This window comes from Micromonospora sp. NPDC049044, from assembly GCF_040649215.1.
Taxonomy (GTDB): Bacteria; Actinomycetota; Actinomycetes; order Mycobacteriales; family Micromonosporaceae; genus Micromonospora.
The window spans coordinates 15,155-40,683 of sequence record NZ_JBEZFA010000034.1; the positions used below are offsets into that span (position 1 = coordinate 15,155).

The following is a 25,529-nucleotide window of genomic DNA, read 5'->3' on the forward strand; positions in this document are numbered from 1 at the left end:
CGGCGACCGGCGATCTCAGACCGTCGGTCGCCGGGCTGGCTGAGCTGCACAGGTACTCAGGCTTGCAGCACGGCCAGCCAGGCACCGGCGAGCAGGGCCGGACCGAGTGGCAGCAGGGTGTCCCGACGCACCCGCCCGGTGGCGAGCAGGCCGAGCACCAGAGCACCGTGCAGCAGATGGGGCAGGACCAGCCCGACGAGCAGGGCGTCCCGGCCCAGCCAACCGAGCGGCAGGCCGAGGACGGCCGCGAGTTTCACGTCCCCGAACCCCAGCCGGGAGCCCGGCAGCAGGGCCAGCAGCAGGTGCGCCACGCCGGCGACCGCCGCACCGGCTACCGCACCGAGCAGCCGGGCGACCTCGCCGGACAGCATCGCCGCGGCGGTCAGGCCGCCGGCGGCCAGCACCCCGGCGGCGAGCACCAGCGGGTCGGGCAGCCGCAGGCAGGCCAGGTCGACCCGGGCCAGCACCAGCCCCGGCGCCGCCACCGCGAGGAAGATCGGCAGGGCGGGGTCGTCCCGCCGGGCCACCGCGAGCCCGGCGAACACCGCCGCCGCCAGTAGGGCACTGAGCCACGCCCCGGCCGCACCGTCGGGTCGTCGCCGGGTCGGGCCGGTGGTGAAGATCCGGGCCAGCCTGGGTACGACGACACCGACAAGCGCGCCGAGCAGCGCGACCGGCACCAGCGCGGCGGCCGACATGGGCCGGACGTTACCGCCGGTCGACCGTCCGCGCGGCCCCCGATCGTGTTGCCGCGCCCGCCCGACGCGGCCGTTCGGTGGTCACCACGAGCGCGACGCCGGCAACGATCACCGCACCACCGAGCAGCACCTGGGAGGTGATCGGCTCGGCTACCAGCAGCGCACCGAGCGCGACCGCGACCGCCGGGTTGACGTAGGCGTACGTCGACACGAGCGAGATGGGCGCGTTGTGCAGCAGCCAGACGTACGCGGTGAAGGCCACAAGCGAACCGGCCACCATGAGGTAACCAAGCGCCAGCCAGGATCGGGTGCTGACCTCCGCCGGGTGGAAGTCGCTCAGCTCGCCTCGACCGGCGGCGACGACGGCCAGCACCAGCGCGCCGGCCAGCATCTCGTACACCGTGGCCACGAACGGGTCGGTGGGCATCCGGATCCGGCCGGACAGGAACGACCCGACCGACCAGGCGACGGCCCCCGCGACCACCACCAACGCCCCGACCAGCGGCACCGCGTCCGCACTGCCGGCGGGCAACACCAGCACGACCAGGCCGATGAAGCCCACTGTGACCCCGGCGAACGTCCAGACCGGCGGACGGTCCCCGGTGCCGGTACGCAGCAGCACCACGAGCAGCGGCACTGTCGCCACCAGCAGCGCCGCGATCCCGGACGGCACCGCCACTCCGGGCGGCCCGGACTCGGCGAGCACCACCAGGCCGTTGCCGCCAGCGAGCAGGAGCACCCCGACCAGCGCCGCCGAGCCGAGCTGCCGCAGGTCCACCCGCAGCGCGCCGGGGCCGCGGCGCAGCCGCAGCACCACCGCCAGGACCAGTCCGGCGACGGTGAACCGCAGTGCGGCCGACAGCAGCGCGGGCAGCGTCTCCACAGTGATCCGAATGGCCAGATAGGTGGAGCCCCAGAGCAGGTAGACCACGATCAACGCGGTCCAGATCAGGGTCGGCGCGACGTTTGCGCGGTGGCCGATGCCGGCTGTCGCGCTCGGTAGAGGTGAGCTCATCAGTCGACCACGCTACGGTGACGTCGGAGCCGGCGTCGCGTACCGGTGGCCGGACTCACCACTTGTGCAGGGGGCGGCATGACGAACTACGGCCCACCCGGGGGCGCCAACCCGGGACCGTGGCGCGGGCAGCGTCCGGACGAGACGCCGGGCCGGCCGGTGCCGCAGCCCTACCCGCCGGCAGCCGGGCCCTACCCGCAGCCGACGCCGTCGTACCCGGAGGCGCCCCCGTCGTACCCGCAGGTGTCCCAGGAGCGGCAGGGGCCGTACGGCGGCCCACCGCACTACGGAGGCGGTTCGGCAACGCCCTACGGCGGTGCCCCCTACGGCGACGGGTACCAGTTGGGCGGGGCACCTCCGGCGTACGGCGGGCAGCCGTACCGGCCGGACGAACACCCGTACGGCCCGGACCCCACACCGGCACCGGGCCGGCGCGGTCGGGGGCCGCTGATCGCGGTGCTGGCCGTCGTACTGCTGCTGGTGGCTGCCGGTGGGGCGTTCTGGCTCCGTCGCGGGCAGGACGATCCGGCTCCGGTGGCCGCTCCTGCCAACTCGACCACCGCCGTGGCGCCGAGTGCGGACACCGACGGGGCCGAGCCGGCACCGAGTGCGCCGGCCCCGGAGTCGTCGGCTGATCCCCGGTTCGCCAAGGTCGGGCAGTGCGTCCGCAACGACGCCGCAGCGGGCAGCAAGCCCAAGCTGCTGATCAGCGAGTGCGCCGCGAAGTCGTACGAGGTGTTGAGCCGGATCGACGGCGCGACCAGCGGCGAACGCGACGCCGAGGCCAAGTGCGGCAAGGTCCAGGGCTACACCAACTGGTACTTCTTCGACAGTGAGCTGGACACTCTCGACTTCGTCCTCTGCCTGAAGCAACGCTGAGACCACCCACCCCGGGAATGACATGACGACCTATGGACCAGCGGGCTCCGACCAGCCGGACGACCCGTACCAGCGCCCGCCGGCGGGGCCCGACGGCCCGCCGGCGGAGGACCCGACCCTGCCCCAGTGGAACGCTCCGCCGCCCGCCGAAGATCCCACCAGGCAGCAGTGGGGCCCGCCGCCGCCCGCCGCGCCGCCACCCACCGCGCCGATGTGGGGGGCGCCGCCCACCGGCTCGGGCTACCCGCCGCCCGGACCGTTCCCACCGGCCGGGCCGACGCCGGGCCAGCCGCCCGGCCAGCCGCCCAGCCCTTTCCCACCCGCCGGGCCGACGCCGGATCAGCCGCCCGGACCGTTCCCACCCGCCGGGCCAATGCCGGGCCAGCCGCCCGGGCCTTGGGGCCAGCCGCCGCCGGCCGGTTACGGGATGCCACCCGTCGCGCCGGTGCGCAAGAGCGGCCGCAACGTCGCCCTCATCGTCGCGCTTGTGGTGCTGCTCGTGCTCTGCCCGTGCCTTGGCCTGGCCGGTTGGGCGGTGTGGCGGGTCGCCGACGCCGCGAACGACACGCGCACCCCGGCGACGAGCGCGCCGGGCCTGCCCAGGGACATGCCGAGATCGGCCGCGCCGTCCCCGGACGACGAACTCGGCACGGGCGACTGCGTGGTGAACGAGGGCACCAGACGGGACGCGGAGTTGCGCAAGGTGCCATGCAGCCCAGGCACCTACCGGGTGTTGCTGCGGATCGCGGCGACCACTGACGCGGGCCGGTGTGAGTCGCTGGCACCCGGGACGACAGTGACCTACGTGGACGACCAGCTCGACTACGTGCTGTGCCTGCAGGAGCAGTAGTCCGATTGCGAAAACTAGGGCTGTCTAGCGTGGAAGCTAGACAGCCCTAGTTTTTTGTCGACGGTCTCGACACGCCGATAGGCCCATCTATCCATGTCTAGCCCCGCAGCTAGACGGCCCGATACTCTGCGATGCGTGGATCCGGTCCGCAACCCGTACGCGCCGGGCGCCGGCCAGCGTCCGCCCGAACTCGCCGGGCGGGGGCGGGAGCTGGACGTCTTCGACATCGTGCTGGAACGCATCGCCCGGGGCCGACCCGAACGCAGCCTGATGCTCACCGGGCTGCGCGGCGTCGGCAAGACGGTTCTGCTCAACACCCTCCGGTCGCAGGCGATCAACCATCTCTGGGGCAGCGGCAAGATCGAGGCACGACCGGATCAGTCGTTGCGCCGCCCGGTCGCCGCCGCGCTGCACATGGCCGTCCGGGAGCTGGCTCCCCGACACCGCGCACCCGACCGGATCGACGCGTTCCTCGGCGTCCTGAAGGCGTTCGCCCAACGGTCCGCCCCGACCGGCCGGGCCGGTGCCGCCCCGAAGCTGCGCGACCGTTGGCAGCCCGGCATCGACGTGCCGGCCGCCAGCGGCCGGGCCGACTCCGGCGACATCGAGATCGACCTCGTCGAGCTGCTCACCGACGCCGCCGCGGTGGCGAGTGACGTCGGCACCGGGATCGCCATCTTCATCGACGAGATGCAGGATCTCGGCCCGGAGGACGTGTCCGCGCTCTGCGCGGCCTGCCACGAGCTGTCCCAGCTCGGCGCGCCGTTGATCGTCGTCGGCGCCGGCCTCCCGCACCTGCCGGCGGTGCTCAGCGCGGCCAAGTCGTACTCCGAACGGCTGTTCCGCTACCAACGCATCGACCGGCTCGACCGGATCGCCGCCGACCAGGCGCTCTGCGCACCCGCCGAGCGCGAGGACGTCGAGTACGAGCAGAAGGCACTCGACCTGCTCTACGAGAAGTCCGGTGGCTATCCCTACTTCGTTCAGGCGTACGGCAAGGCGACCTGGGATCATGCGCCGCGCTCGCCGATCACCGCCGCGGACGTGCGTGTCGCCGCACCCGAGGCGGAGGCCGAACTGGCGGTCGGATTCTTCGGCTCCCGGTTCGAGCGAGCCACCCCGGCCGAACGCGAGTACATGCGGGCGATGGCCATGATGTCCGCGGTCGAGGACGAGTCCGGGGCGGTGGTCCGCGACGACATGGACGCCGCGGTGCCCACCGCCGAGATCGCCCGGGCGCTCGGCCGCAAGCCCGCAAGCCTCTCCCCGGCGCGGGACGCACTGATCAAGAAGGGGCTGATCTACTCCGGCGAGCGGGGCACCGTAGCCTTCACCGTGCCGCACTTCGGCAGGTATCTGCGCACCCAGCCGGCCTGACCGCCGGACGGGGTGTCGACCCGGTCAGACCTTCGCCCAGGGCGCTGGAAAGAGCACCTCGCCGCGCGGCGGGGGGCCTTCCTCGCTTGTCGACGGCGGCAGCACCAACGCCTGCCAGGGCTCACCGAGGCCGGCCCACGGGCCGGTCAGGCCCAACTCCTTCGCGGCGCTGAAGCCGAACCGGCGGTAGAAGGCCGGGTCGCCGAGTACCACGACCAGCCGCTCACCAAGCTCGGTGGACGCGTCCAGGGCTGCCTGCACCACCGCCGTGCCGTGCCCGACGCGCTGCCGGTGCGGCGCCACCGCCACCGGGCCGAGCGCCAGGGCGGGCACGTCCGATCCCCGCTCCGGCCGCACCCGCACCCGGGTGAGCAGCGCGTACCCGACCACCTCGCCGCCGTACTCGGCGACCATCGCCAGCCGGGGTAGCCATGCGGCGGTGCCGCGCAACTCGTCGACCAGGCTCACCTCCGGCGGCGTCGCCACGTCGGGGCGGGCGAAAGCGGTGGCCAGTACGCGGCGCACCGGACCGGCGTCGGCCGGGTCCTCGGGGCGTAGCCGCAGCGTGGTCACCCGCGCGACGTTACCCGCCACGGCCGGCCCATCAGTGACTGTCGCTCGAATCGGCGTGGCGCACGTGTATGAACACCGATCCGATCCGACGGTTGCCTGGGTAGCACACGCCGCGACGGGGTATGACTGATCCATGACGCCCGTACGCTCCCTCGCCCGCGCCATGTTGAGCGGCATCTTCGTGGTCAGCGGGTATCGCAACCTCCGCAACCCGGGCCGGTTGGCGCCGGCCGCCACACCGATCACCGACAAGGTCGCGCCGCTGTTGAAAAAGGCGCACCCGAGCTTCCCCACCGATACCGAGACGTTGATCCGACTCAACTCGGCGGTGCAGGTGAGCGCCGGGCTGATGCTGGCCACCGGACGGCTCAGTCGACCCGCCGCGCTGGTCCTCGCCGGCACTCTGGTGCCGGTGACCATCGCCGGGCATCCCTTCTGGAAGAGCGACGATCCGGTCGCCAAGAACAACAACCAGATCCACGCCCTCAAGAACCTCGGTCTCCTCGGCGGTCTGCTGCTGGCCGCGGCCGACACCGGTGGCAAGCCGGGTCTGCGCTGGCGGACCGGTCACCGCATCGGCCACTCTCGACGTTCCATGCAGCGCGCCGTCCGTACCGCCCGCCGGGAAGCTCGGATCGCCGTCCGCTCCGCGTCCACGGCACGTCGACTGCCCGGCTGAACTGCATCGATGCCTCTCCGCGCCACCCCCACCCCCCGCTAAGGCCGCGAATTACCTGAACCACCCGGTAGGCGTTAACGCGGTGGAAATGTCAAAAACATGTGTGGGATCGGACACGGTCGCATAACGCGGGAGGCACTGACGTGAGGCGCCGTTCTAGGCTCCGTGCAGGACCTGGACGGGTAGGACGACCTTGGTATGGGGGTGGCCGCGCCATGCCGACGGCTGTCGGTAGTCGGGCGGACCGCCTCGCCCCAATCCAACGCGTGACGCGTCGGATCGATCGCAAGAACGTCGTACGGGCCGCCATCGTGGCCGCCGTCGCCTATGCCGCATGGCGCGCCATCGGCGCTTTCGGGCGGCCGTACAACTTCTTCGACATGAAGATCTACCACGGTGCCGTGGTGTGGTGGGCGAGCGGTCATGAGCTCTACGAGTTCATCGCGCCCGGAACCACCCTCGGGTTCACCTACCCGCCGTTCGCTGGGCTGGCCATGCTGCCGATGGCGCAGTTGCCGATCGACGCCGCCGGCATGGTCAACGCGGTAGCCAGCATCGCCGCGCTGGCGCTGGTGCTGGCCGGGCTGCTCCGCCCCATCGTGGACCGACTGGGGTGGCCACTGTGGTTCACCGTGGCCGTGGCGGTGCCGCTCGCGGTCGCCATCGAACCAGCTCGGGAGACGCTCGGCTACGGCCAGGTCAACATCCTGCTGTTCGCGTTGATCATGGCTGATCTGATCGGCCTGCGGTGGCGGTCCCGCCGGGGCACCCACTACGCGGCGACGGATGGTCCCCTGCTGCGCTTCCTCTACGGCGGAGCCTGGGCCGGGGCGGGCATCGGCCTGGCCACCGCGGTCAAGCTCACCCCGGCACTCTTCATCGCCTACCTGCTGATCACCCGGCAGTGGCGGGTGGCGGCCACCGCGATCGGCACCGCGATCGGGGTGACGGTGGCGAGCTTCGGGATCGTCGGTGACGAGTCGCGGACGTACTTCGGCAGCGTGCTCTGGCAGACCGAGCGGGTCGGCGCGGCGGACATGACGCCGAACCAGTCACTCGCCGGCCTGCTCGCCCGCCTGTACGACTCGATCGAGACCCCCGGGCTGCTCTGGCTCGCCTTCTCGGTGCTGATCCTGGCGCTGGGCCTGTCCCGGGCGGCCAGCTCCCGCGCCGACGGCGACGAGTTGACAGCCTTCACGCTTGTCGGCCTCACCGCCAACGTGATCAGCCCGATCTCCTGGACGCACCACCTGGTCTGGGTGATCCCGGCGATCATCGTGCTCGCCGACGCCGCCGTACGCCGCCGCGAGGCGAGCCGGACGATGCCACAGCGCGCCGGACAGGGCCCGGTGTTCGGGGGGTTGCCCGGGGTCAACGGGCTCCGCCCACCGATCTGGTATCCAACACTCACCGGGCTCCGGCACGGTGGCGCCGCGATCGGGCTCTACCTGCTCTTCCTGATCTCACCGATCTGGCCGTACGAACACCAGCTGCCGGAGATGTCGCACTACCAGGACGGTCTCTTCGGAGCCCTGATGGAAAACTCGCTCGCGCTCGCGCTCATCGTGCTGGTCGCCGCGCTGCCCTGGCGTCCGGGAGCCGAGCCGGCGTTCTACGGTGACCGGCTCACCCGGACCATGGCGCTCAACGCCCGCCGCTGACCGGTCAGGGGCAGTTGACCCATTCCTCGGTGCCATCGGTGAAGACCTGCCGCTTCCAGATCGGCAGGCGCGCCTTGGCCTCGTCGACGAGCCGGGCGCAGGCCGCGAAGGCCGCCGCCCGGTGCGCGGTGCTCACCGCGGCGACCAGCGCCACGTCACCGATCGCCAGCGGGCCGACCCGGTGGGAGACCGCCACCGCGTAGACGTCGGGCTCCGCGGCGATCTCGGCGGCCACCTCGCGCAGCACCTGCGCGGCACTGGGGTGCCCCTCGTATTCCAGGCTGGTGACCTGCCGGCCGTGATCGTGGTCGCGGACCACGCCCTGAAAGGAGACCACCGCGCCGGCCCGACGGTCGGCGACCGCGGCCTCATGGGTGGCGAGGTCGAGTGGCTGATCGGTGATCTCACCGAAGGTGATCGTCGGTGCGGTCATGACGGACGCTCCCCGGGAAGCAGTGGCAACGGCACGATCGGCACCCGGTCGCCCGGCTCGCCCCTGGTGCCGGGCCGGATGACGGCGAACCCGTCCGCGCCGGACAGGCCGCGCAGCATCGCCGAGCCGACGTGTCGCACCGGGAACGCGGTCCCGGCGGCCCGGTCCAGTCGGACCAGGGCCAGGTGGGTGTGGTCGCCGCGACCGGACACCGCCTCGGCCAACGTGGCGTGCGGCAGCACCGGCATCGAGCGACCCTGCAGGCCGGCGAGCAGCGGCGCGACAAGCGACACCAGCGCGACGATGGCGGACTGCGGGTTGCCCGGCAACCCCGCCACGAACCGGACCCGCCCGTCGTGGCCGGCCAGCCGGGCCAGCAGCATCGGGAACCCGGGACGAACCGCCACCGTGTTGACCACGTAGTCGGCGCCGAGCGCCTGCAGGGTCGGGTGCAGGTGGTCGACCGGGCCGTTCATCGTGCCGCCGGTGGTGCAGACCAGGTCGGCGGTTGCCAGCGCCGCACGCAGGGCCGCCACGTGCGCGGGCAGTGTGTCGGCCACCGGGCCGACCACATCCGATGGACGGACCTGGCAGCCGTAGCGCCGCAGCCACGCCGGCACCGCAGGACCCAGCGCGTCGCGGACCCGGCCGGCCGCCGGCGGGCCCACGGTCAGCAACTCGTCGCCGAAGACCAGCAGCGCGGCGCGCGGCGCCCGCCGGACCCGCAGCGTGTCGTGCCCGCAGGAGGCCGCCAGGCCGATCACCGCCGGGTCGACCGGCGTGCCGACCGGCAACAACTCCTCATCGGCGTACGCCTCCTCGCCGGGTTTCCGCCACTCCGGCGTCTCCCGCGGGGTGCCACTGACCAGGCCGTCGACGATCGTGGACTCCTCGACGCGCAGCACGGCGGTGGCCCCCTCGGGCACCATGGCTCCGGTCGCGATCTCGACGGTCGTGCCGTCGGCGGCGAGCGGCGCGGGTGTGTTGCCCGCCAGGACCCGGCCGACGACCCGCCACGGGCCGGTGCCGCGCACCGCCCAGCCGTCCACGCTTGAGGTCGGGAAGGCGGGCAGGTCGGTGCGGGTGGTCAACGGCTCGGCCAGGGTGGACCCGTCGATCTCGGCCAGGGGTCGGGCGAGGGCGGGCAGCGCGGCGGACAGACCAACCGCGTAGACCCGCGACCGCGCCTCCTCCCACCCGGCTGGCGGAGGTGCGGCGACCTGATCCGCGGTGGGTGCGGTTTCCGTGCTCACCGACCGAGCCTATCGGCACGGACCGACACCCGTCGGGGCCCGGCGTGGACCGTGGCCGGTGATCCCTGCCGTGACTCCGCTGGTCACCACCGCGAGGGCAGCGGCGCAGCCGCGCGGCTCAGTGGGTAACCACCGCGAGGGCAGCGGCGCAGCCGCGCGGCTCAGTGGTCGCCGCCGCGCAACTGGTCGACGGTGTGCGCGAGAATCGGCCCGAGCACGGCCAGGCCGTCCCGGGCGCCGCCGGTCGAGCCGGGCAGGTTGACCACGAGCATCCGGCCGGCGACACCGGCCAGCCCTCGGGACAGCATCGACGTGGGCACCCGGTCGCGGCTGTGCGCGCGGATCGCCTCGGCGATGCCGGGGATCTCGTAGTCCAGCAGACCCCGGGTGACGTCCGGGGTGCGATCGGTCGGCGTGACCCCGGTCCCGCCGCTGGTGAGCACCACGTCGACACCGTCGGCGCGGGCGGCCCGCAGGGCGACGCCGACCGGCTCACCATCGGGCACCACCACCGGATCGTCGACCTGGCACCCCAACTCGCGCAGGCCCGCGACGAGCAGGGGGCCGCTGGTGTCGGCGTAGACGCCGGCCGCGGCCCGGTTGGACGCGACGACCACCCGGGCCCGGATCACGGCCGGTCCTCCGGCCGGACCCACTGCCCGGTCTTGCCGCCCTCCTTGCGCAGCACCCGGACCGCCTCCACCGAGGCGGCCGGGTCGACCGCCTTGACCATGTCGACAAGGGCGAGACCGGCGACGGCGACCGCGGTGAGTGCCTCCATCTCCACGCCGGTCCGGTCCGCCGTGCGGGCGGTGGCCGTGATCTCCACGGTGTCGGCGGTCAATCGCAGGTCGACAGTGACGCCGTGCAGGGCGATCGGGTGGCACAGCGGGATCAGGTCGGGAGTGCGCTTGGCCCCCATGATCCCGGCCAACCGACCAACCGCCAACGCGTCGCCCTTGGGCAACCCGTTTCGGTGCAGCAGGTCGATGACCTCGGGTGTGGTCCGCAGCCGGCCGGCCGCGACCGCCAGGCGGCCGGTCACCGCCTTGGCGGAGACGTCGACCATGCGGGCCGCGCCAGCGCTGTCGACGTGGCTGAGCTGTGCGGGTTCGGTCACGGCCGAGAGCCTATCGGTGCGGTACGACGCTGCGCGCAAGGAGCGACGGCCAGCACGGCCGGGGTGACCGACGGTCGGAGTTCCGCTCCCCGACGCGACGCATAAGGACGACGCGGAGCATCGGACGGGCGTCGAGTGGATATCCGACCCGCTGCCGTAAGGGTGCCCACGAGCAGCCGGCGAAGCCTCGACAGCCCGGCGCGGACTGGCCGCATTGGTACGCACAATAACGACGACTGATCGCGGTAAGCAATCGGGCCATAACCCGTCAACGAGGTCGTCCACCGCACCCAGTCGACCGGGCCGAAGTGCGAGCATCGCGACGCTCGCCTGCTGTTTGGGTGTCGCAAGGCGCAACGTGCGGCAGGCAGTTGCGCCGAAAGACCGCCCGGAACGTCAACCCTTACCCACCCCCACCCGATCGGTGGCGGGTGTTCAGTCGATCACGCAACGAGGTCCATGTCCCTCCTTCGAGGCCGTACCCCTCGCGCTCGATCGGTTGCCACGGAGGCTCGCGGGGATGGCCACCCGATTGCCTGACCGGGGCCGCAACATGTCTGCGACATGTTGCACCGTTGCCCACTGAACGTCGTTGTCTTCTCGCCGTCGACAGGCACGCAAGCCGGAGTGGGACGCCACCGCCGGCCCGGACGCGACCAAGCCCGGGACAACATTGCCCAACCCGCCCCCACACCCGGCCGAACTCCGGTTGAAGTAGCGCTGGTAGAACCACCAGACTCAGGGAATACCACGACCAATAAGCTCGCCGGAAAGGCCCACGGATGAGGCCCTTCCCCGAATCCAGAACGGGCAGACTCCGACCGCACTCCGTTCAATGATGATGGACAGAACGTAATAAAACCACATCAGCTTGACTAATATTGCGCATACCGACATTTATTGGTGCTAACTACACCTGGCTCGTCTTAGGCTCTCGTCAGATCGACATCCCGGGCACAGAACCAACCGGGGACGAGAGTGGAGGGAGCGTGCAATGCGCGGCAGCGAGTGGCACTGACAAACGAACGACACACAGCGGTAAGCTCCTGTCGTCAACATGTAACTGTCGGCAACGACAGGAGCTTCATGAGTCGAGTCCCATCCGAGAACACCACCCGGGCAGACCGGCGACTCTTGGTGCTTGTCGGACTCATCGTCGTACTGGCTGCCGGCCCGACGCTCATCGCCGTCGTCGACATGTTCGCCCATCCGCCCGACTCGGTGGGCGACGGAGCGACCATCGCCGCGCTGATGTTCATGACCGCCCTCGGGACGATCATCAAAGCGCCGATCCGCATCCGTTCGACCACCCACTCGATCACCTGGCTCGAAGCGGCGATCGTGATCGGGCTCGCCGTGACTCCACCCGCCTGGGTGCTGCTGGCGACCGGCGTAGGCGTCGGCATCGCGTCAGCGATCATGAAGCTCCCTCCGATCAAGACTGCCTTCGGTGTCAGCAAGAACATCCTGGTCGCCGGTGGAGCGGGCGCCGCCGCGCTGGCGGTGCACTGGCAATGGCCCCCGGTGGGGCCGATGGAACTCATCGGCCTGTTGGGAGCGATCTACCTGGTCGCCGCCCTGCTCGACGACCTGCTGGCAATCCCCGTCATCGCACTGGCGACCGGCACCCGGATCTCCCGCCAGTTCCTCAACAACCTTGACCTCCGGCTCGCCGGCTTCGGTGTGCGCTTCATCGTGGCGCTGTGCACACTCTTCATCCTCTGGGCCGACCCCCGCCTGCTGCTTGCCGTTCCGCCCCTGGTCCTGAGCCTGCACCTGGCCTACTCCGCCCGTATCCGGGGCCGTACCGAACAGCAGGCCTGGCAGCGGCTGGCCCGCACCACCGACGCGCTCAACGTGGTCGACCTGGACACCGTCCTCACCACCGCCGTCACCCAGGCCGCCGAACTCTTCTCCGCCGACGAGGTCGAGATCGAACTGCGCCACAGCGACCGCGTCGTGCGCGGCGGCACCGGCGGCCTCACCTTCGACGGCCGCATCGGCAAGCCCACCGACGTGCACGGCACCGTCGTCCCCACCCGGCTCGAAGGCCACGACCGCACCGTCGATGTCGGCATACTTCGGCTGCGCTTCCGTGGCCCCGTGCAGCTCTCCGAACGAGAGCAGTACACCCTGCGTACCTTCGCCTCCGCTCTCTGCACGGCGGTCCGCAACGCCCAGGCGTACGCCGAACTGGCCCGGGTGGCCGACGAACACGCCTACGCCGCCGCGCACGACGCGCTCACCAACCTGGCCAACCGCCGACACCTCCTCGACCAGGGCACCGAGCAGCTGAGCAGCCGCCACGCGGACGGAATCACCGCACTGGTGCTCATCGACCTCAACCACTTCAAGGAGGTCAACGACACACTCGGGCACGCCGCCGGTGACCAGGTGTTGGTGCAGGTCGCCGACCGGTTGCGCGGGGTGGCCCAGTCGACCGACCTGGTGGCCCGCCTCGGCGGCGACGAGTTCGCCGTACTCCTGCGCGGGCTGCCGGCTCCGGCGGTCGCCGCGCACCGAGCCGAGACGCTGCTCGCCGCCCTGCACGAGCCGTTCGACCTGGACGGCATGCGGATCAGCGTCGAGGCCAGCGGCGGGATCTCCGTAGCCCCGTCCAGCGGTGGCATGGCCGAACTACTGCGCCGCGCCGACGTCGCCATGTACCAGGCCAAGCGGGCCGGGCAGCGGATCGCCACGTACGCCCCGACCCGGGACACCGCCGACCTGGGCCGCCTCACCCTCGGTGGCGACCTACCGCGGGCGGTCGCCGACCACGAGTTCGTCGTCAACTTCCAACCGATCGTCGACCTGGGCACCGGCGAGGTGACAAGCGCCGAGGCGCTGGCCCGCTGGCACCACCCCACCCACGGCATGATCGACCCCCTGCGCTTCCTGGAGGCCGTCGAGCGTTCGGGCCTGCTGCCGGCCTTCGCCGAGGCGATCCTCGACCAGGCGCTGATCGCGGCGGCCGACTGGCGCGACGCCGGCTTCGACGTACCCGTCGCGGTGAACGTGTCCCCACGCAGCCTGCTCGACGCACGGTTCCCGGGCTCGGTGCTGGCCCGCCTGCGCGCCCACGACCTACCACCGGACCGGCTGGTGCTGGAGCTGACCGAGACGCTCACCCTCAGTCAGCTCGACGTCGTCGACCGGGTGCTCAGCCGACTCCGCGACGAGGGCGTCCGGCTGGCGCTCGACGACTTCGGCACCGGCTACTCGTCGCTCTCCCTGCTCTCCCGGATCCCGGTGCACGAGCTGAAGATCGACCGAAGCTTCGTCACGACGATGGAGAGTTCGGCGGAGGCCGCCGCCGTCATCCGCTCCACCCTCGACCTGGGCCGCAGCCTCAACCTGGCAGTCGTGGCCGAGGGAGTGGAGAGTGAACCGCAGCGGCGGGCCCTGTGGGAGTTGGGCTGCGTCGCCGGCCAGGGGCACCTGTTCGCCCGGCCGATGCCGGCCGGCACCCTGCTCGCGGCCATGCAGCGCGGATCGGGCGGCCGACCCGGCACCCTGGCCGCGCCACTGCACGACGCCGGCGCGGTGATCCGACTGAGCCAGAGCCGCCGCCAGACCGGCCGCTCCCGCCTCCCGCACCTGCCCGCCTGACCGGGCACCAGCCGCCCGCGCCACGCGGCCCGGTGCAGGTACCCCCCGATCTGCCAGACTGGCGCCCGTGATCGCCGACGCCCCGAGCACCCCCCGCCGTCGCTGGCACTGGCGGACGCTCGACACCGCGGCCGGCGGACTCGCCGTCGACCTCGGCCTCTACGCCGTCTCGGCCGTCTTCGCCGCGCTCACCGCGCTCACCTCCACGCTGCTGCCGCACCGGGCATGGGGTGCCGTCGCCGCCGTGGGATACCTGGTCGCAACACTTGTGGTGCTCGTCCAACTCCTGCTCCGTCGGCGCTTCCCGACCTCGACCCTGGTCGGGCTGCCAGCCCGCTCGGTGCTCACCTGTCTCACCTGGGCGAGCACCGCACTACTACCCCTGCTCTGGCAGAGCATCGAGCGGGCCAACGGACGCACCGACCGGGCCCAGGAGGAGGTGCTCGTCGTCGAACACGCCGGCACCCGCCTCCTGGAGCACGGCACGCCCTACCTCGGTCCCGACGCGATCGCCGCCCTGCCACCCGGCGAGCAACTGCTCGGCTACACCCCCTACCAGCCCGGCATGGCGATGTTCGGCCTGCCCAGGGCCCTGGCCGACACCTGGTGGACCGACTCCCGGGTCTGGTTCGCAGTGGGCACCGCACTCGCGCTCACCCTGGCCGTGGCCGCCCTGCGCACCACACCGGCCACCGCCCGCACCGCCCAGGAGGCCCACCGGCGACACGCCGCGTTGCTGCGCGGCGTACAGGCCGCCACCGTCCTGCCGATCTGCGCCCTCACCCTCGCCACCGGCGGCGACGACCTGCCCGTACTCGCGCTCTGCCTGCTGGCCCTCGCGCTCGCCGCCGCCGACCGGCCCGGCCGGGCCGGCCTCGCGGTCGGCCTGGCCGGCGCGCTCAAGCTCTTCGCCTGGCCGGTGGCGCTGGTCCTGATCGCCTGGGGCCTGACCCGACGGGCCGGCACCCGGGTCGCCGCCGGCGCTGTCGGCCTACCCATCGCCGCCCTGCTGCCGGCGATGCTCGTCGACCGCGACGCGCTCACCGAGAACGTGCTGCGCTTCCCCCTCGGCCACGGCCTGGTCACCAGCCCCGCGCAGTCCCCCTTCCCCGGCCACCTGATCGCCACCGCACTACCCGCCGGCCGGCTGGTCGCCGCCGCACTGCTTGTCGCCGCCGGCGTGGCCATCGCCGTCCGGCTCGCCCGCCGCCCACCCCGCACCGCCGTCGCCACGGCGCTGATCTGCGGGTACGGGCTACTCGCCGCCATCGCCCTGATGCCCTCGACCCGCTTCGGCTACCTGCTCTACCCGATGGCCCTGCTCACCTGGGCGCCCGCCCTGCGCCACCCGGTCGACACGCCGACCACCCCGCTTTCCGACCTGCCCGCTCGGACCACATCGGCGTAACTGCTGGGCGCGACGGCCGGCCAGGGCGTACACCTGAAGTCATGACGACGTACCGCGACCGGGCCGACGCCGGCCGGGTGCTCTCCGAGCGGCTCACCGCGCTCGTCGGCGACCCGGACGTGGTCGTCCTCGGCCTCGTCCGGGGCGGCGTGCCGGTCGCCCGGGTCGTCGCCGAACGGCTCGGCGCACCCCTTGACGTGCTCGTCGTCCGCAAGCTCGGCATGCCGTGGGCCCGGGAGGTCGCCTTCGGCGCGCTCGGGCCGGGCGGGGTCCAGGTGCTCAACGACGCGGTGGCAAGCCGGCTCAGCAGCGTCGACATCGCCGAGGTCAGCCAACGCGAGCAGGCCGAACTCGCCCGGCGGGAGCGGCTCTACCGCGGTGGCCGCGCACAGTTGGACCTCACCGGGCGGACCGCGCTGATCGTCGACGACGGCCTGGCCACCGGTGCGACCGCCCGCGCCGCCGTGGAGGTCGCCCGCCAACTCGGGGCACACCGGGTCGTGGTCGCCGTTCCGGTCGGCGCACAGGAGGCGTACGAACTGCTCGCCGCCGTGGCGGACCAGGTCGTCTGCGCCCAACGCCCACCGGACTTCGGCGCGGTGAGCGTCTACTACGACGACTTCCACGAGGTGTCCGACGAAGAGGTGAGCGAGGCGCTCACAGCAACCGCTTAGGTCGACCGGGTACCGTCGGGCGATGAGTAGTCTCACCTGTCCCAAGTGTCACGGAGATATGCGCCAGTACGAGCGCAGCGGCGTCGTGATCGACCAGTGCGGGGAGTGCCGCGGCATCTTCCTGGACCGCGGCGAGTTGGAGAAGCTGTTCGAGGCGGAGGCCAACTGGAGCCGCCAACAGACAGGTGGTGCGCCGCCGCAACCCAGCCACCAGCCGGCCGGCTACCCGCCGCCCCCGCCCCCGCCGCACCAGCCCGGCTACGGTGCGGTCCCGCCGCCGCCTCCGCCCGGCTACCCGCCGGCGCCGGCCTACGGCCACCAGCAGCAGCACCACGGCTACCACGGCCACTACCGGCAGAAGAAGCGCAAGGGCTTCCTCGACGAGATGTTCGGCTGAGTCGAGACTGACAACCGGCCCGGGTCGATCACGCGTCGACCCGGGCACCCCGCCCACCCGGCGGACGCTTGGCCGGCGTGGTGGACCGTGCGAGGCTGCATCGCATGACCGCGATCCGACCGGACGAGGCGCTGGCCCAGGCGTACGACGGGATCACCGCGGTGGTCGGCGACCTGGACGACGCCGGCCTGCGACGAGCCACCCGCTGCCAGGGCTGGGACGTCGCCGCCCTGCTCCTGCACGTGGTCGGCGATGCCAAGCGTGCGCTTGACGCCCTGGCCACCACGGTCGACGGGCCGGCCGACGTCGACGACGTGAGCTACTGGCGTGACTTCCCCGGCGGCGACGACGAGGCCGCCGGGCACGCCCGGTGGGTCCGCCGCTCGGCCGCCGCCTTCGACCGTCCCACCGAGATCGTCAACCTCTGGCGGGACACCGCCCTGGCGGCGGTCCGCGCCGCCCGGTCAGCCGACCCCGAGGCGTACGTGGCCACGCAGGGGCACGTGCTACGCGTACCCGACTTCCTCGCAACGCTGACCACCGAGGCAACCGTCCACCACCTGGACCTGACGCTGGAGCTGCCGGACGCGCCGCCGCCCGGCCCGCTTGCGGTACGCGTCGCGGTGGCGACAATGGACGGCCTGCTCAGCGACGACGCCGTTCGGCCCGCCGCGTGGGACGACAACGATTTCCTGCTGAAGGCCACCGGGCGCATTCCGCTGACCGATCGGGACCGGCTGGAGCTGGGCGAGTCGGCGGGCTGGTTTCCGCTGCTCGGTTGACCGAGGACGGGTCGGCGGTCAGCCGATGGCCATGTCGACGAAGCGGGACAGGTGCAGCTGAGCCGCGACGGTCACCGTGTCGGTGGGGCCGTTCCGATGCTTGGCAACAATAAAATCCGCCTCCCCGGCCCGAGGGGACTCCTTGTCGTAGTAGTCGTCACGATGCAGCAGGATGACAACGTCGGCATCTTGCTCAATCGAGTTGTGGGTGGCGATGCCGTTGGCGATGAAGTTGTGCTTCTCGAGCACAGTCGCGTCGAACACCTCCTGCTCACCGATCGACTCGATAGAGACGATCGAGTCCCAGAAGATGTCGTTGGTCGCGTGCAGGTCAAGGTCGGCCGCGTCGAGGACAGTGGCAATCGCCGCCAACCTAGAGCGGCTGGGCGCATGCTTCCAGAGGGTGCTGCCGCAGAACTGGGTGCCAATGGCCTTCGCGAACTCGCGGTGAGTCATGCCCTGCTCGACAAGAATATCCTTGACCCTGGTCCACACCTCCCGCGGCACGGTGTCGACGTTGGTGTTGCTCTCCGTCGACTCCAACGCGGCAAGGAGAGCAGCACAGGGCTCCGACCGCTGCCCGTACACGCCGATCTCGCGCAGGAATCTCAACTGGTCGTCTCGTCCAGAGATGTCGAGCGTGTACTGAGGGCGGTGCCCCACGACGGGTACGACCCTCAGCCGGGCCGTAATGCCGTACCTGAGGAGCAGTCGAGAGATGTCCTCGAGCATTCGTCGGCTCGTGGACGAAAAGTAGACGCGCCCACCGCGACCTGAGCTGTTGACGGTCACCGAACCATCGGTAGCCCACAGATGCCGCAGGAAGGAGGTGATCTGCTCCTTCGGCAGGCTGAAGACGGCCGAGGGCAGAAACTTCTCGTGCGATCTCAAGCCGAAGAGGCCGAGGTCATCCAGCCAAGCGGCGATGGGGTTTCGCCGACCGCGAGCCAGGCGGTAGGGCGCTGGCAGCCGCAGGGTCGTCACCCTCGCCGCCGCGTAATCATCGCGGATCGCGTCGATGCCGAAATGCTTCGCCGCCTCTGTCACGGCCTGCAGGTTCCGCTCATCAGTACTCGCGTATCGGATGGGGTGGCGCCGCACGAAGGAGCCGTCGCCCAGCAGGTGCGCCAACATGACGACCTCCGCGTCAGCCCATGGGCGGGTGACCATTGGCGGCGGTAGGTGACGCGGCGTGGCAATGCGATCCCCGGGTGACAGCTCACCGAGCGGCACCCACCCGGTGAACGCGAGGAAGGGGTGGTTTGCCGTTGCATCGATCTGCTTGCCCGATGCGAGAGTCAGCCGGAACACGTCGCGGCGACCGCTCGGAAAGACATGGGTCATCGTGCGAGGCGTGTAACGGAGGCTCTCGTCCAACGCCCAGACCGGGATGTCTTTGGCGTTGTTCGACAACAACTCCGCGAGCGTGATCTCGGTGTTGTCATCCGCCCGGATCACTCGGGTCTCCGCCGTCAGGCAGCCAGATTCCCGCAAATCGGACAGTTGGGGCCGCTTGTCGGTGCGCTGCTCGGGACCACGGTTCAGCTGACTGACCGCGATGACCGGGCACTCGACCTCCTTGGCCAGCAGCTTCAGGCCACGGGACAGGTCGGCGACCTCCTGCTGGCGGCTCTCGGTGCGCTTGGGCGAGGTCATCAGCTGGAGATAGTCGACCACGATCATTTTGAGGTCGTGCCGCTGCTTGAGCCGCCGGGCCTTGGCCCGGATCTCCATCAGGTTCATGCTCGGCGTGTCGTCGACGAAGAGCGGCGCCTCACTGATCTCGCCCATGCACCGGGCCAGTTTGGTCCAGTCGTCGTCGGAGAGCTGCCCACTGCGCAGCACGTGCAGCGGCACCCGCGCCTCGGCGGAGAGCAGCCGCATCACGATCTCGACCTTGCTCATTTCCAGCGAGAAGATGGCAGCGGCCTGGTTGGCGCGAATGGCGGCGTTTCGGGCGAAGTCCATACTTGCGGTGCTGTTGTGGGTAGGGATCATCGCCCGGCTGGCCAGGTACAGGTGTTCGCCGTTATCGACAGTCACGCACCGGACCGGAACGCTGGGAACCGGCCGGACGTCGACGATGAACCGTGAGGTCGTCCGAACATCTGAGGTGGTGCGGCGGCGTTCGGTGTGCGCGTCCTGCTTGCGCTTGAGCCGGAAGATGACATCCGGTGTGGAGAAATTCAGTGTGTACGCGGTAGACGACTCGCGGGTGCGGCCGCGCACCTGCTTCGCGTTGACAGTGCATCGGTAGCCGAGACTGACGATCAGTTCGCGTACGTCATCGGCCAGCCGCTTCGAGGTCGACGTGTACTGCAGGTTGCCGGTGGGAGCGACCGTCCCGTCGGTGTCCATCAGCCCAGCGAGCAACGCCCTGCGCTGAGCCTCCGAGGCCCGCAGGTAAGCGGCCGGGATGTGCTTGTTGGCCGCTACCCCGACCTGACGCAACAACCCGAGGAAGGAGCCGTTCCGGTGACGACAGCCGGCGCACTTCCTGGTCGCTGGGTTCTCGCGCAACGCCCTTGTGGAAACGCCACAGTCCACGCAGACGCCGTTCGCCGGAGCAGCGGACGTGGGCCGCAGCAGGATGGTGTAAACCATCGGCCCGCTGGGCCGCACGACGAAGCCGTCCGCCTCGACGTGCGTGACCATCTCCGGGTCGGCGGTGGTGAAACGGCTGGCGTCGCTGTGCCCGTCACCGAGCCACGTTCCCAACGTGTAGGGCGGGATCAGCAGCTCCCGGTCCGGGAGTTGGAGGGGTGCGCAGTTTCCTACGGCATGGTTGAGCCGCCGCTGGGCGGTATCAGTGTGCAGCGTGGCCGCGATCTCAGCAGTGGTGACGACAGCATCGTGGTCGGCCCGGCTGCCGGCGTCGACGTCCCGCTCGGCTCGCTCCAGAAGCGCTGTCATCAGGGGACCGGCCGGGTAGCCCGGCGCAGTCCAGTTTCGTGTCCTGCCGTTGCGGACAATGGGGCGGCCGATCCGCCCGATCGCCCCGACCTCGGTTGCGACAGTTTGCAGGACATGCCGGAACTCGGATCCGACCTGCTCGAGCGGGTCGAAGAGGGTGATCGGCTGGTTCCGCATGGCGCTGAGCGTCTTGTGGGCCGCACGTACGTTGGCCAGCGACGACTCGGACCAGTGCCGCCTCTGTCGTGCCGGGCTCTGCCGTCGGCTCGCCCGGGTGGTCGTCTTCCACAGGTGCTCCGCGTCCGCCACGATCACGGTGCCGTCCGAGAACTCGACCTCGTAGCAGGGGCGGTCGTGCAGCACGTCGAAGGCCCGTGTGACGGTGGTCGGGGAGCCGTCGGCAGCCAGTAGCTGATCGCCCGCCTTGACCTCGCCCATCGTGGTCCAGCCGTCCGGGGTCGGCAGTGGGGTGTCGAGCGCAAGCGCCTTTCCCAGACCAGGTCGCCCTGCGACGATGATCAGCTGGCCGGCGTGCAGGCCGTTGAGCAGCCGGTCCAGGTCGCTGAAGCCGGTCGGCACGCCGGTCATCATCCCGCCCTGCGCGCCCACCGCCTCGATCTCGTCGAGGGTGGGCTGCAACATGTCGGCCAGGATCGCGAAGTCCTCGCTGACCCGCCGTTCGGTGACGTCGTAGACGGCCTGCTGGGCGAGGTCCACCACGTCGTCCACGTCGCGGCTGCCGCCGCTGGCGGTGCCGTACCCCAGTTGCACGATCTTGGTGCCGGCCTCGACCAGCCGGCGCAGCACCGCGCGTTCGCTGACGATGCGTGCGTAGTAGGCCGCGTTCGCGGCGGTCGGCACGCTGGCGATGAGGGTGTGCAGGTAGGGCGCGCCGCCGATGCGTACGAGGTCGCCGGAGTCGGCGAGCGCCGCCGCGACCGTGATCGAGTCGGCCGGCTCACCCCGGCCGTAGATGTCGAGGATGATGTCGAAGATGGTGGCGTGCACCGGCCGGTAGAAGTCGTTGGTCTTGAGGATCTCGACGACGTCGGCGATGGCGTCCTTGGAGAGCAGCATGCCGCCGAGGACGCACTGCTCCGCGGCGACGTCCTGGGGTGGGGTCTTGTCGAACTGGCCGTCTCGCTGGGCGGGTGGCTGGCCGCCGCCGGACCGTGACTCCGCCCGCATGTCGTCGGTGACCGACACGGGTCCCCCCTCCACTGCGCCGGATCTGGTTCCAGCTCTACCGCTGGGGTACGACGCTTTCCTTCGACCGGGCCGGTCGATCGGGGGCCATCGTGCCGGCGGTCGAGGGCCAACCATACGGACCCCGAGGTCAGAGACTCAACAAGGCCGGTGGACGAGCCTCGGGACAACCTGTGGATGTCGGTGGGCATGATGTGCGCAGGGTGTGCACAGCCTGTGGATAACCATTGGGTAATTCGTGGCGCTAGGTCGTTGACCTGCGGAAACATGCTCCCCAGCCTGTGGAGGATAATATTTCGGTCGGGCCTGTGACACGATCGTCCCGTACTATCTCCAGCGAACGGCTACACCTGGACAGCGGATTTCGCTTTCGGTTCAGAAGGGTCACACTCCGGCCGTGAGTTACCGGGACTGGGGACGCGGGGATGGCAGCCCGCGCGAGCGCCAGCCGACCGCTCCGTGGGGTGAGCGCGCGGCGTCTCTTCCGGTTGATCCGTACGACGAGGACGGTCGCTACCGCACCTCCAGCCGGCGGCGGGCGTTGGACCGTGGTCAGGACGAACCTGTCGACGCCTACCTGCCCCGGTGGGCGTTGGAGTCGGGTGTTCGGCACGCTGACGGTGGCGGTCGCCACGCGGCACCGGACGAGGACGATTCCGAACGCGAGCCGGAGCGGCCGGGTTCCGGTGCCGGCCGGCGGTCGATCGAGTCGTCGGACAGCCGCCGATGGGGTGGTGAGACGAGTTGGCGGGAGCAGGCGGCGATCGGCGCGGCACCCGAGTCGGATCACACCCGCGAGTGGACCCTCGATCGCCCGCAGGAGCAGGGGTACGCCGGCCGTCGACGCGCGGACGCCGGGGAGGACGGGCCGATTTCCGGCGCTGTCCAGGACCGCCGTCCCCGCCGGGCGCCGGCTGGCCGTCCGCAGGTGATCTGGTCGGGCGGGGAGTTGGAGGCCACTCCGAGCGAACCGGAGCCGGACGTGAGCCGTCCCACCCGGCGTAGTCGTCGCGCGGCGGAGGAGTCGTGGTCCCGGCCAGCGGCTGACCCGTGGGCCCGTGGATCGGATCGGGTGGCTGATCCCGAACCGTCGTACCCGCCCGCGGTGGACCCGTGGGACGCCTCGGGGGTGCACGCGTGGCCGCCCGGGGCGGGTGTCGACAGCACGGATCTGAGCGAGCAGTGGTCGGCAGTGGAGAGCGTCGGTGGCTGGGAGCGGTCCGAACGCACCGGCCAGTGGGAGCGGTCCGCGATCGAGGACGACAAGTGGGACCGTACGCTGCCGCCGCGCTCCGACCGGGAGGTCGCTGCGCAGGGTTGGCCGGCCCGGGACGACGGGTTCTGGTCCGGCACGCGGCTGTCCGGCGATGATCCCCGGTGGACGGATCCGCTGCCGTCCGCGCCTCGCTCACCGGTGGTGGGTTACACGGCTCCGAGGCCGCGCAGCGCGGCTGTGCCACCGGTGGCTGTGCCGCGGCGTCGGGCGGACCGGCCGGCGGTCGGGGCGGCGTCGGTGCGTCAGCGGGTCGAGTCGGCGGCCACGGGTGCCTGGGCGCGCCGCCTTGAGGACGACCTGCTCGACCCGGATCCGGGTGGGCCGTTCCGGCCGTTGCTGTACACGGCGGCGTGTTACCTGACGCCGGCGGTGTTGATCTTCGTGTGGCTGTTGACGTTGGACAGTCAGGCGCCGGCTGGTTGTGTGACAGACATCAGCGGGGGCGGGTGCGACTCGCCCAGGTCCCGCGCGTTGGAGTCGCTGCTCGCGGGCTCGCCGCGCTTCGGGTTGGCGTTGGTGAGCAGTCTGGTGGTGGCGGCGCTGCTGCGTCGGGTGGGCACGACGTGGCGTTCGGCGACCATCGCGGTCGCCGCGGCGGTGGTGGGCGGCGGCCTGTCCACGGTGCTGATCAGCGTGGTGACCGGTCAGCCGATCGGGTGACCGGTCGAGGGGTCGGCGCGGGTACGCGAGCCGGACGACGTATGCACGAGGGCCCGCACCGATCGCTCGGTGCGGGCCCTCGTGGTGGTGTTGCGGACGTCAGCCCTGAAGGACGTTCAGGTTGAACGACGCGGTCACCTCGGGGTGAAGCTTGATCTTCACCGGGTAGCTGCCGGTCGACTTGATGTGACCGGGCACCTCCAGTCGGCGCCGGTCGAGGACCGGGCCGCTGGCCGCCTTGACGGCGTCGACGATCTCGGCCGGAGTGACCGAGCCGAAGAGCCGTCCGCCGTCGCCGGCGCGGACCTTCAGGTTGACCTTGAGACCCTCGAGCTGAGCCTTGACCTCGTTGGCGTGGTCGAGGTCGCGGATCTCGCGGGCCGAACGGGCCCGCTTGATGACCGTGACCTGCTTTTCCGCGCCCTTGGTCCAGGCGATCGCGAAGCCCTGCGGCAGCAGGTAGTTACGGCCGTAGCCGTCCTTGACCTCGACGACGTCGCCCGGGGCACCGAGGCCGGACACTTCCTGAGTCAGGATGATCTTCATATCGGTGCCTCCTCTCAGCGGGTGGTGGCCGTGTACGGCAGGAGCGCCATCTCACGGGCGTTCTTGACCGCACGGGCGATCTGGCGCTGCTGCTGCGAGGTCACGCCGGTCACCCGACGAGCGCGGATCTTGCCGCGATCGGAGATGAACTTGCGCAGCAGCGCGGTGTCCTTGTAATCGATGTAGGCGACCCCGTCCTTGTCGAGCGGGTTCACCTTCTTCTTCGGCTTGCGCAGTGCCGCAGCCTTGGCCGTTGCACGTGCTCCTGGTTTGCGATCGCGAGCGCTAGGCGCCATTAGAACGGTGGCTCCTCGTCAAAATTGGCGCCCGAACCAGCACGCGCGGGAGAGGGAGCGGCCGAAGCCCAGGGGTCGTCGAAGTTGCCTCCGCCGCCACCCTGGTTGCCACCGCCACCGCCACCGAAGCCGCCGCCACTGCCGCCGGAGCGGGACATCTTCTGCACCTTCGCCGTGGCGTAGCGCAGCGACGGGCCGATCTCGTCGACCTCAAGCTCGATGACTGTGCGCTTCTCACCCTCGCGGGTCTCGTAGGACCGCTGACGCAGCCGGCCCGACACAATCACCCGGGCGCCACGCTGCAGCGACTCGGCGACGTGCTCGGCGGCCTGCCGCCACACGGTGCATGCGAGGAACAGCGGCTCGCCGTCCTTCCACTCGTTCGACGCCTTGTCCATGAAGCGGGGCGTCGAAGCGACTCGGAACTTGGCGACCGCAGCCCCGGAGGGGGTGAACCGCAACTCGGGGTCATCGGTCAGATTGCCGATGACCGTGATGGTGGTGTCTCCTGCCATGACCATCTCCTCGCGCACTCAGCGTCTCGTCGTACAGGCTCCCAGAGCCCTCTGACAGAGTCGCGGAGGCTGATCCGGACGAACCGGGGGTTTGAAGGCTTAGCGCATTTCCGGTCGGATGACCTTGGTGCGCAGCACGGACTCGTTGAGTCGCAGTTGACGGTCCAGCTCGGCCACCGCAGCAGGCGTGGCCTGCAGGTCGACGACGGCGTAGATGCCCTCTGCCTTTTTGTTGATCTCGTACGCGAGGCGCCGGCGGCCCCACACGTCGGTCTTCTCAACCGAGCCACCCGCGGTCCGAATCACGTTCAGGTACGTGTCGAGCGACGGGGCGACGGTGCGTTCCTCGAGGCTGGGGTCGAGGATCACCATGATCTCGTAATGACGCAAGACGTGCTCACCTCCTGTGGGCTAAGCGGCCACGGTCCTTCCGTGGCAGGAGGTCTTGTGTCGCTGCCCGCACGTGCCGGGGGAACCCGACCGGACGCGGACAACCTGACCAGGATACCCGGTCCGGACGATCATGCCTGGGGTGGTCGGGCCATCGCGCGACCACGCCGACGGGGGCCCACCTTCCAACCGTCAACCGGTCGGTGGTGGACCCCCGTCTACGAGGCCGCGAGGCGTCTGGTCCGCATTCCTTGGGTGGGACCTGGGGAGGAACGACCACACCGATGAGGTTGGACCGAAGACGCCCCGCGGAGCTTTA

23 protein-coding genes are annotated in these 25,529 nt (G+C 70.9%); 11 read left to right on the plus strand and 12 right to left on the minus strand.

Features of this window, described 5'->3' with window-relative positions; genetic code table 11:
• Window positions 1-56: 56 nt before the first annotated feature.
• On the minus strand, window positions 57-698 hold the full coding sequence (locus AB0B85_RS24920; protein WP_357411215.1) for a prepilin peptidase: 642 nt from the start codon (window positions 696-698) through the stop codon (window positions 57-59).
• 10 nt (window positions 699-708) lie between these two features.
• Entirely contained in the window at window positions 709-1,713 is a 1,005-nt protein-coding gene (locus tag AB0B85_RS24925) for an EamA family transporter (RefSeq protein ID WP_357411217.1), read from the minus strand.
• A gap of 342 nt (window positions 1,714-2,055) precedes the next feature.
• On the opposite strand from AB0B85_RS24925, the gene AB0B85_RS24930 reads away from it, so the two are divergent.
• From AB0B85_RS24930 to AB0B85_RS24940, 3 genes are all read left to right on the plus strand, one after another.
• A complete protein-coding gene (locus AB0B85_RS24930) occupies window positions 2,056-2,592 on the plus strand; it encodes a hypothetical protein (RefSeq protein WP_357411329.1) in 537 nt (178 codons plus the stop codon).
• A gap of 427 nt (window positions 2,593-3,019) precedes the next feature.
• Entirely contained in the window at window positions 3,020-3,442 is a 423-nt protein-coding gene (locus tag AB0B85_RS24935) for a hypothetical protein (RefSeq protein ID WP_357411219.1), read from the plus strand.
• Window positions 3,443-3,577: 135 nt separating this feature from the next.
• The gene (locus AB0B85_RS24940) at window positions 3,578-4,819 is read left to right on the plus strand and encodes an ATP-binding protein (RefSeq protein ID WP_357411221.1); all 1,242 of its coding nucleotides are present in this window, start codon (window positions 3,578-3,580) and stop codon (window positions 4,817-4,819) included.
• 24 nt (window positions 4,820-4,843) lie between these two features.
• On the opposite strand, the gene AB0B85_RS24945 is transcribed toward AB0B85_RS24940, so the two are convergent.
• Window positions 4,844-5,392: an N-acetyltransferase gene (locus AB0B85_RS24945; protein WP_357411223.1), complete on the minus strand. Its 549-nt coding sequence runs from the start codon at window positions 5,390-5,392 to the stop codon at window positions 4,844-4,846.
• A 133-nt stretch (window positions 5,393-5,525) separates the two neighbouring features.
• Here AB0B85_RS24945 and AB0B85_RS24950 point away from each other — a divergent pair, with 133 nt between their 5' ends.
• Complete coding sequence (locus AB0B85_RS24950; RefSeq protein ID WP_357411225.1) at window positions 5,526-6,071, plus strand: DoxX family protein; 546 nt, start codon at window positions 5,526-5,528, stop codon at window positions 6,069-6,071.
• Window positions 6,072-6,286: 215 nt separating this feature from the next.
• A complete protein-coding gene (locus AB0B85_RS24955) occupies window positions 6,287-7,732 on the plus strand; it encodes a glycosyltransferase 87 family protein (protein WP_357411227.1) in 1,446 nt (481 codons plus the stop codon).
• 4 nt (window positions 7,733-7,736) lie between these two features.
• On the opposite strand, the gene AB0B85_RS24960 is transcribed toward AB0B85_RS24955, so the two are convergent.
• From AB0B85_RS24960 to moaC, 4 genes are all read right to left on the minus strand, one after another.
• Window positions 7,737-8,165, minus strand: coding sequence for a molybdenum cofactor biosynthesis protein MoaE (locus AB0B85_RS24960; RefSeq protein ID WP_357411229.1), 429 nt, complete (start codon window positions 8,163-8,165; stop codon window positions 7,737-7,739).
• Window positions 8,162-9,418 (minus strand): molybdopterin molybdotransferase MoeA, encoded by a 1,257-nt coding sequence (locus AB0B85_RS24965; RefSeq protein WP_357411232.1) that lies wholly within the window; start codon window positions 9,416-9,418, stop codon window positions 8,162-8,164. Before AB0B85_RS24965 ends, AB0B85_RS24960 begins: the two co-directional genes overlap by 4 nt.
• A 161-nt stretch (window positions 9,419-9,579) precedes the next feature.
• Window positions 9,580-10,050, minus strand: coding sequence for a MogA/MoaB family molybdenum cofactor biosynthesis protein (locus AB0B85_RS24970; RefSeq protein WP_357411234.1), 471 nt, complete (start codon window positions 10,048-10,050; stop codon window positions 9,580-9,582).
• Window positions 10,047-10,538, minus strand: a complete 492-nt coding sequence (gene moaC, locus AB0B85_RS24975; protein ID WP_357411236.1) for a cyclic pyranopterin monophosphate synthase MoaC — start codon at window positions 10,536-10,538, stop codon at window positions 10,047-10,049. Before moaC ends, AB0B85_RS24970 begins: the two co-directional genes overlap by 4 nt.
• A gap of 1,086 nt (window positions 10,539-11,624) precedes the next feature.
• Here moaC and AB0B85_RS24980 point away from each other — a divergent pair.
• The 5 genes from AB0B85_RS24980 to AB0B85_RS25000 all read left to right on the plus strand — a co-directional run bounded on the left by AB0B85_RS24980 (window position 11,625) and on the right by AB0B85_RS25000 (window position 17,408).
• Window positions 11,625-14,147: a bifunctional diguanylate cyclase/phosphodiesterase gene (locus AB0B85_RS24980; RefSeq protein ID WP_357411238.1), complete on the plus strand. Its 2,523-nt coding sequence runs from the start codon at window positions 11,625-11,627 to the stop codon at window positions 14,145-14,147.
• 67 nt (window positions 14,148-14,214) lie between these two features.
• Complete coding sequence (locus tag AB0B85_RS24985; protein WP_357411240.1) at window positions 14,215-15,555, plus strand: glycosyltransferase family 87 protein; 1,341 nt, start codon at window positions 14,215-14,217, stop codon at window positions 15,553-15,555.
• A 41-nt stretch (window positions 15,556-15,596) separates the two neighbouring features.
• The gene (locus AB0B85_RS24990) at window positions 15,597-16,229 is read left to right on the plus strand and encodes a phosphoribosyltransferase family protein (protein ID WP_357411242.1); all 633 of its coding nucleotides are present in this window, start codon (window positions 15,597-15,599) and stop codon (window positions 16,227-16,229) included.
• Between the two features lie 22 nt (window positions 16,230-16,251).
• Complete coding sequence (locus tag AB0B85_RS24995) at window positions 16,252-16,626, plus strand: zf-TFIIB domain-containing protein (protein ID WP_357411244.1); 375 nt, start codon at window positions 16,252-16,254, stop codon at window positions 16,624-16,626.
• Window positions 16,627-16,730: 104 nt separating this feature from the next.
• Window positions 16,731-17,408 (plus strand): maleylpyruvate isomerase N-terminal domain-containing protein, encoded by a 678-nt coding sequence (locus AB0B85_RS25000; protein WP_357411246.1) that lies wholly within the window; start codon window positions 16,731-16,733, stop codon window positions 17,406-17,408.
• An 18-nt stretch (window positions 17,409-17,426) separates the two neighbouring features.
• Here AB0B85_RS25000 and AB0B85_RS25005 read toward each other — a convergent pair whose 3' ends face one another.
• On the minus strand, window positions 17,427-21,644 hold the full coding sequence (locus tag AB0B85_RS25005) for a replicative DNA helicase (protein WP_357411248.1): 4,218 nt from the start codon (window positions 21,642-21,644) through the stop codon (window positions 17,427-17,429).
• 280 nt (window positions 21,645-21,924) lie between these two features.
• Between AB0B85_RS25005 and AB0B85_RS25010 the strand changes: the two genes are divergently transcribed.
• Window positions 21,925-23,463: a hypothetical protein gene (locus tag AB0B85_RS25010; protein WP_357411250.1), complete on the plus strand. Its 1,539-nt coding sequence runs from the start codon at window positions 21,925-21,927 to the stop codon at window positions 23,461-23,463.
• Window positions 23,464-23,562: 99 nt separating this feature from the next.
• On the opposite strand, the gene rplI is transcribed toward AB0B85_RS25010, so the two are convergent.
• From rplI to rpsF, 4 genes are all read right to left on the minus strand, one after another.
• A complete protein-coding gene (rplI, locus tag AB0B85_RS25015) occupies window positions 23,563-24,009 on the minus strand; it encodes a 50S ribosomal protein L9 (protein ID WP_357411252.1) in 447 nt (148 codons plus the stop codon).
• Window positions 24,010-24,023: 14 nt separating this feature from the next.
• Window positions 24,024-24,305 carry a 30S ribosomal protein S18 gene (rpsR, locus tag AB0B85_RS25020; protein WP_357411254.1) on the minus strand — a complete coding sequence of 94 codons (282 nt, stop codon included), beginning with the start codon at window positions 24,303-24,305 and terminating at the stop codon, window positions 24,024-24,026.
• Complete coding sequence (locus tag AB0B85_RS25025) at window positions 24,305-24,838, minus strand: single-stranded DNA-binding protein (protein ID WP_357411256.1); 534 nt, start codon at window positions 24,836-24,838, stop codon at window positions 24,305-24,307. Before AB0B85_RS25025 ends, rpsR begins: the two co-directional genes overlap by 1 nt.
• Window positions 24,839-24,919: 81 nt before the next feature.
• Window positions 24,920-25,210, minus strand: coding sequence for a 30S ribosomal protein S6 (gene rpsF, locus AB0B85_RS25030; protein WP_007073791.1), 291 nt, complete (start codon window positions 25,208-25,210; stop codon window positions 24,920-24,922).
• Window positions 25,211-25,529: the final 319 nt, after the last annotated feature.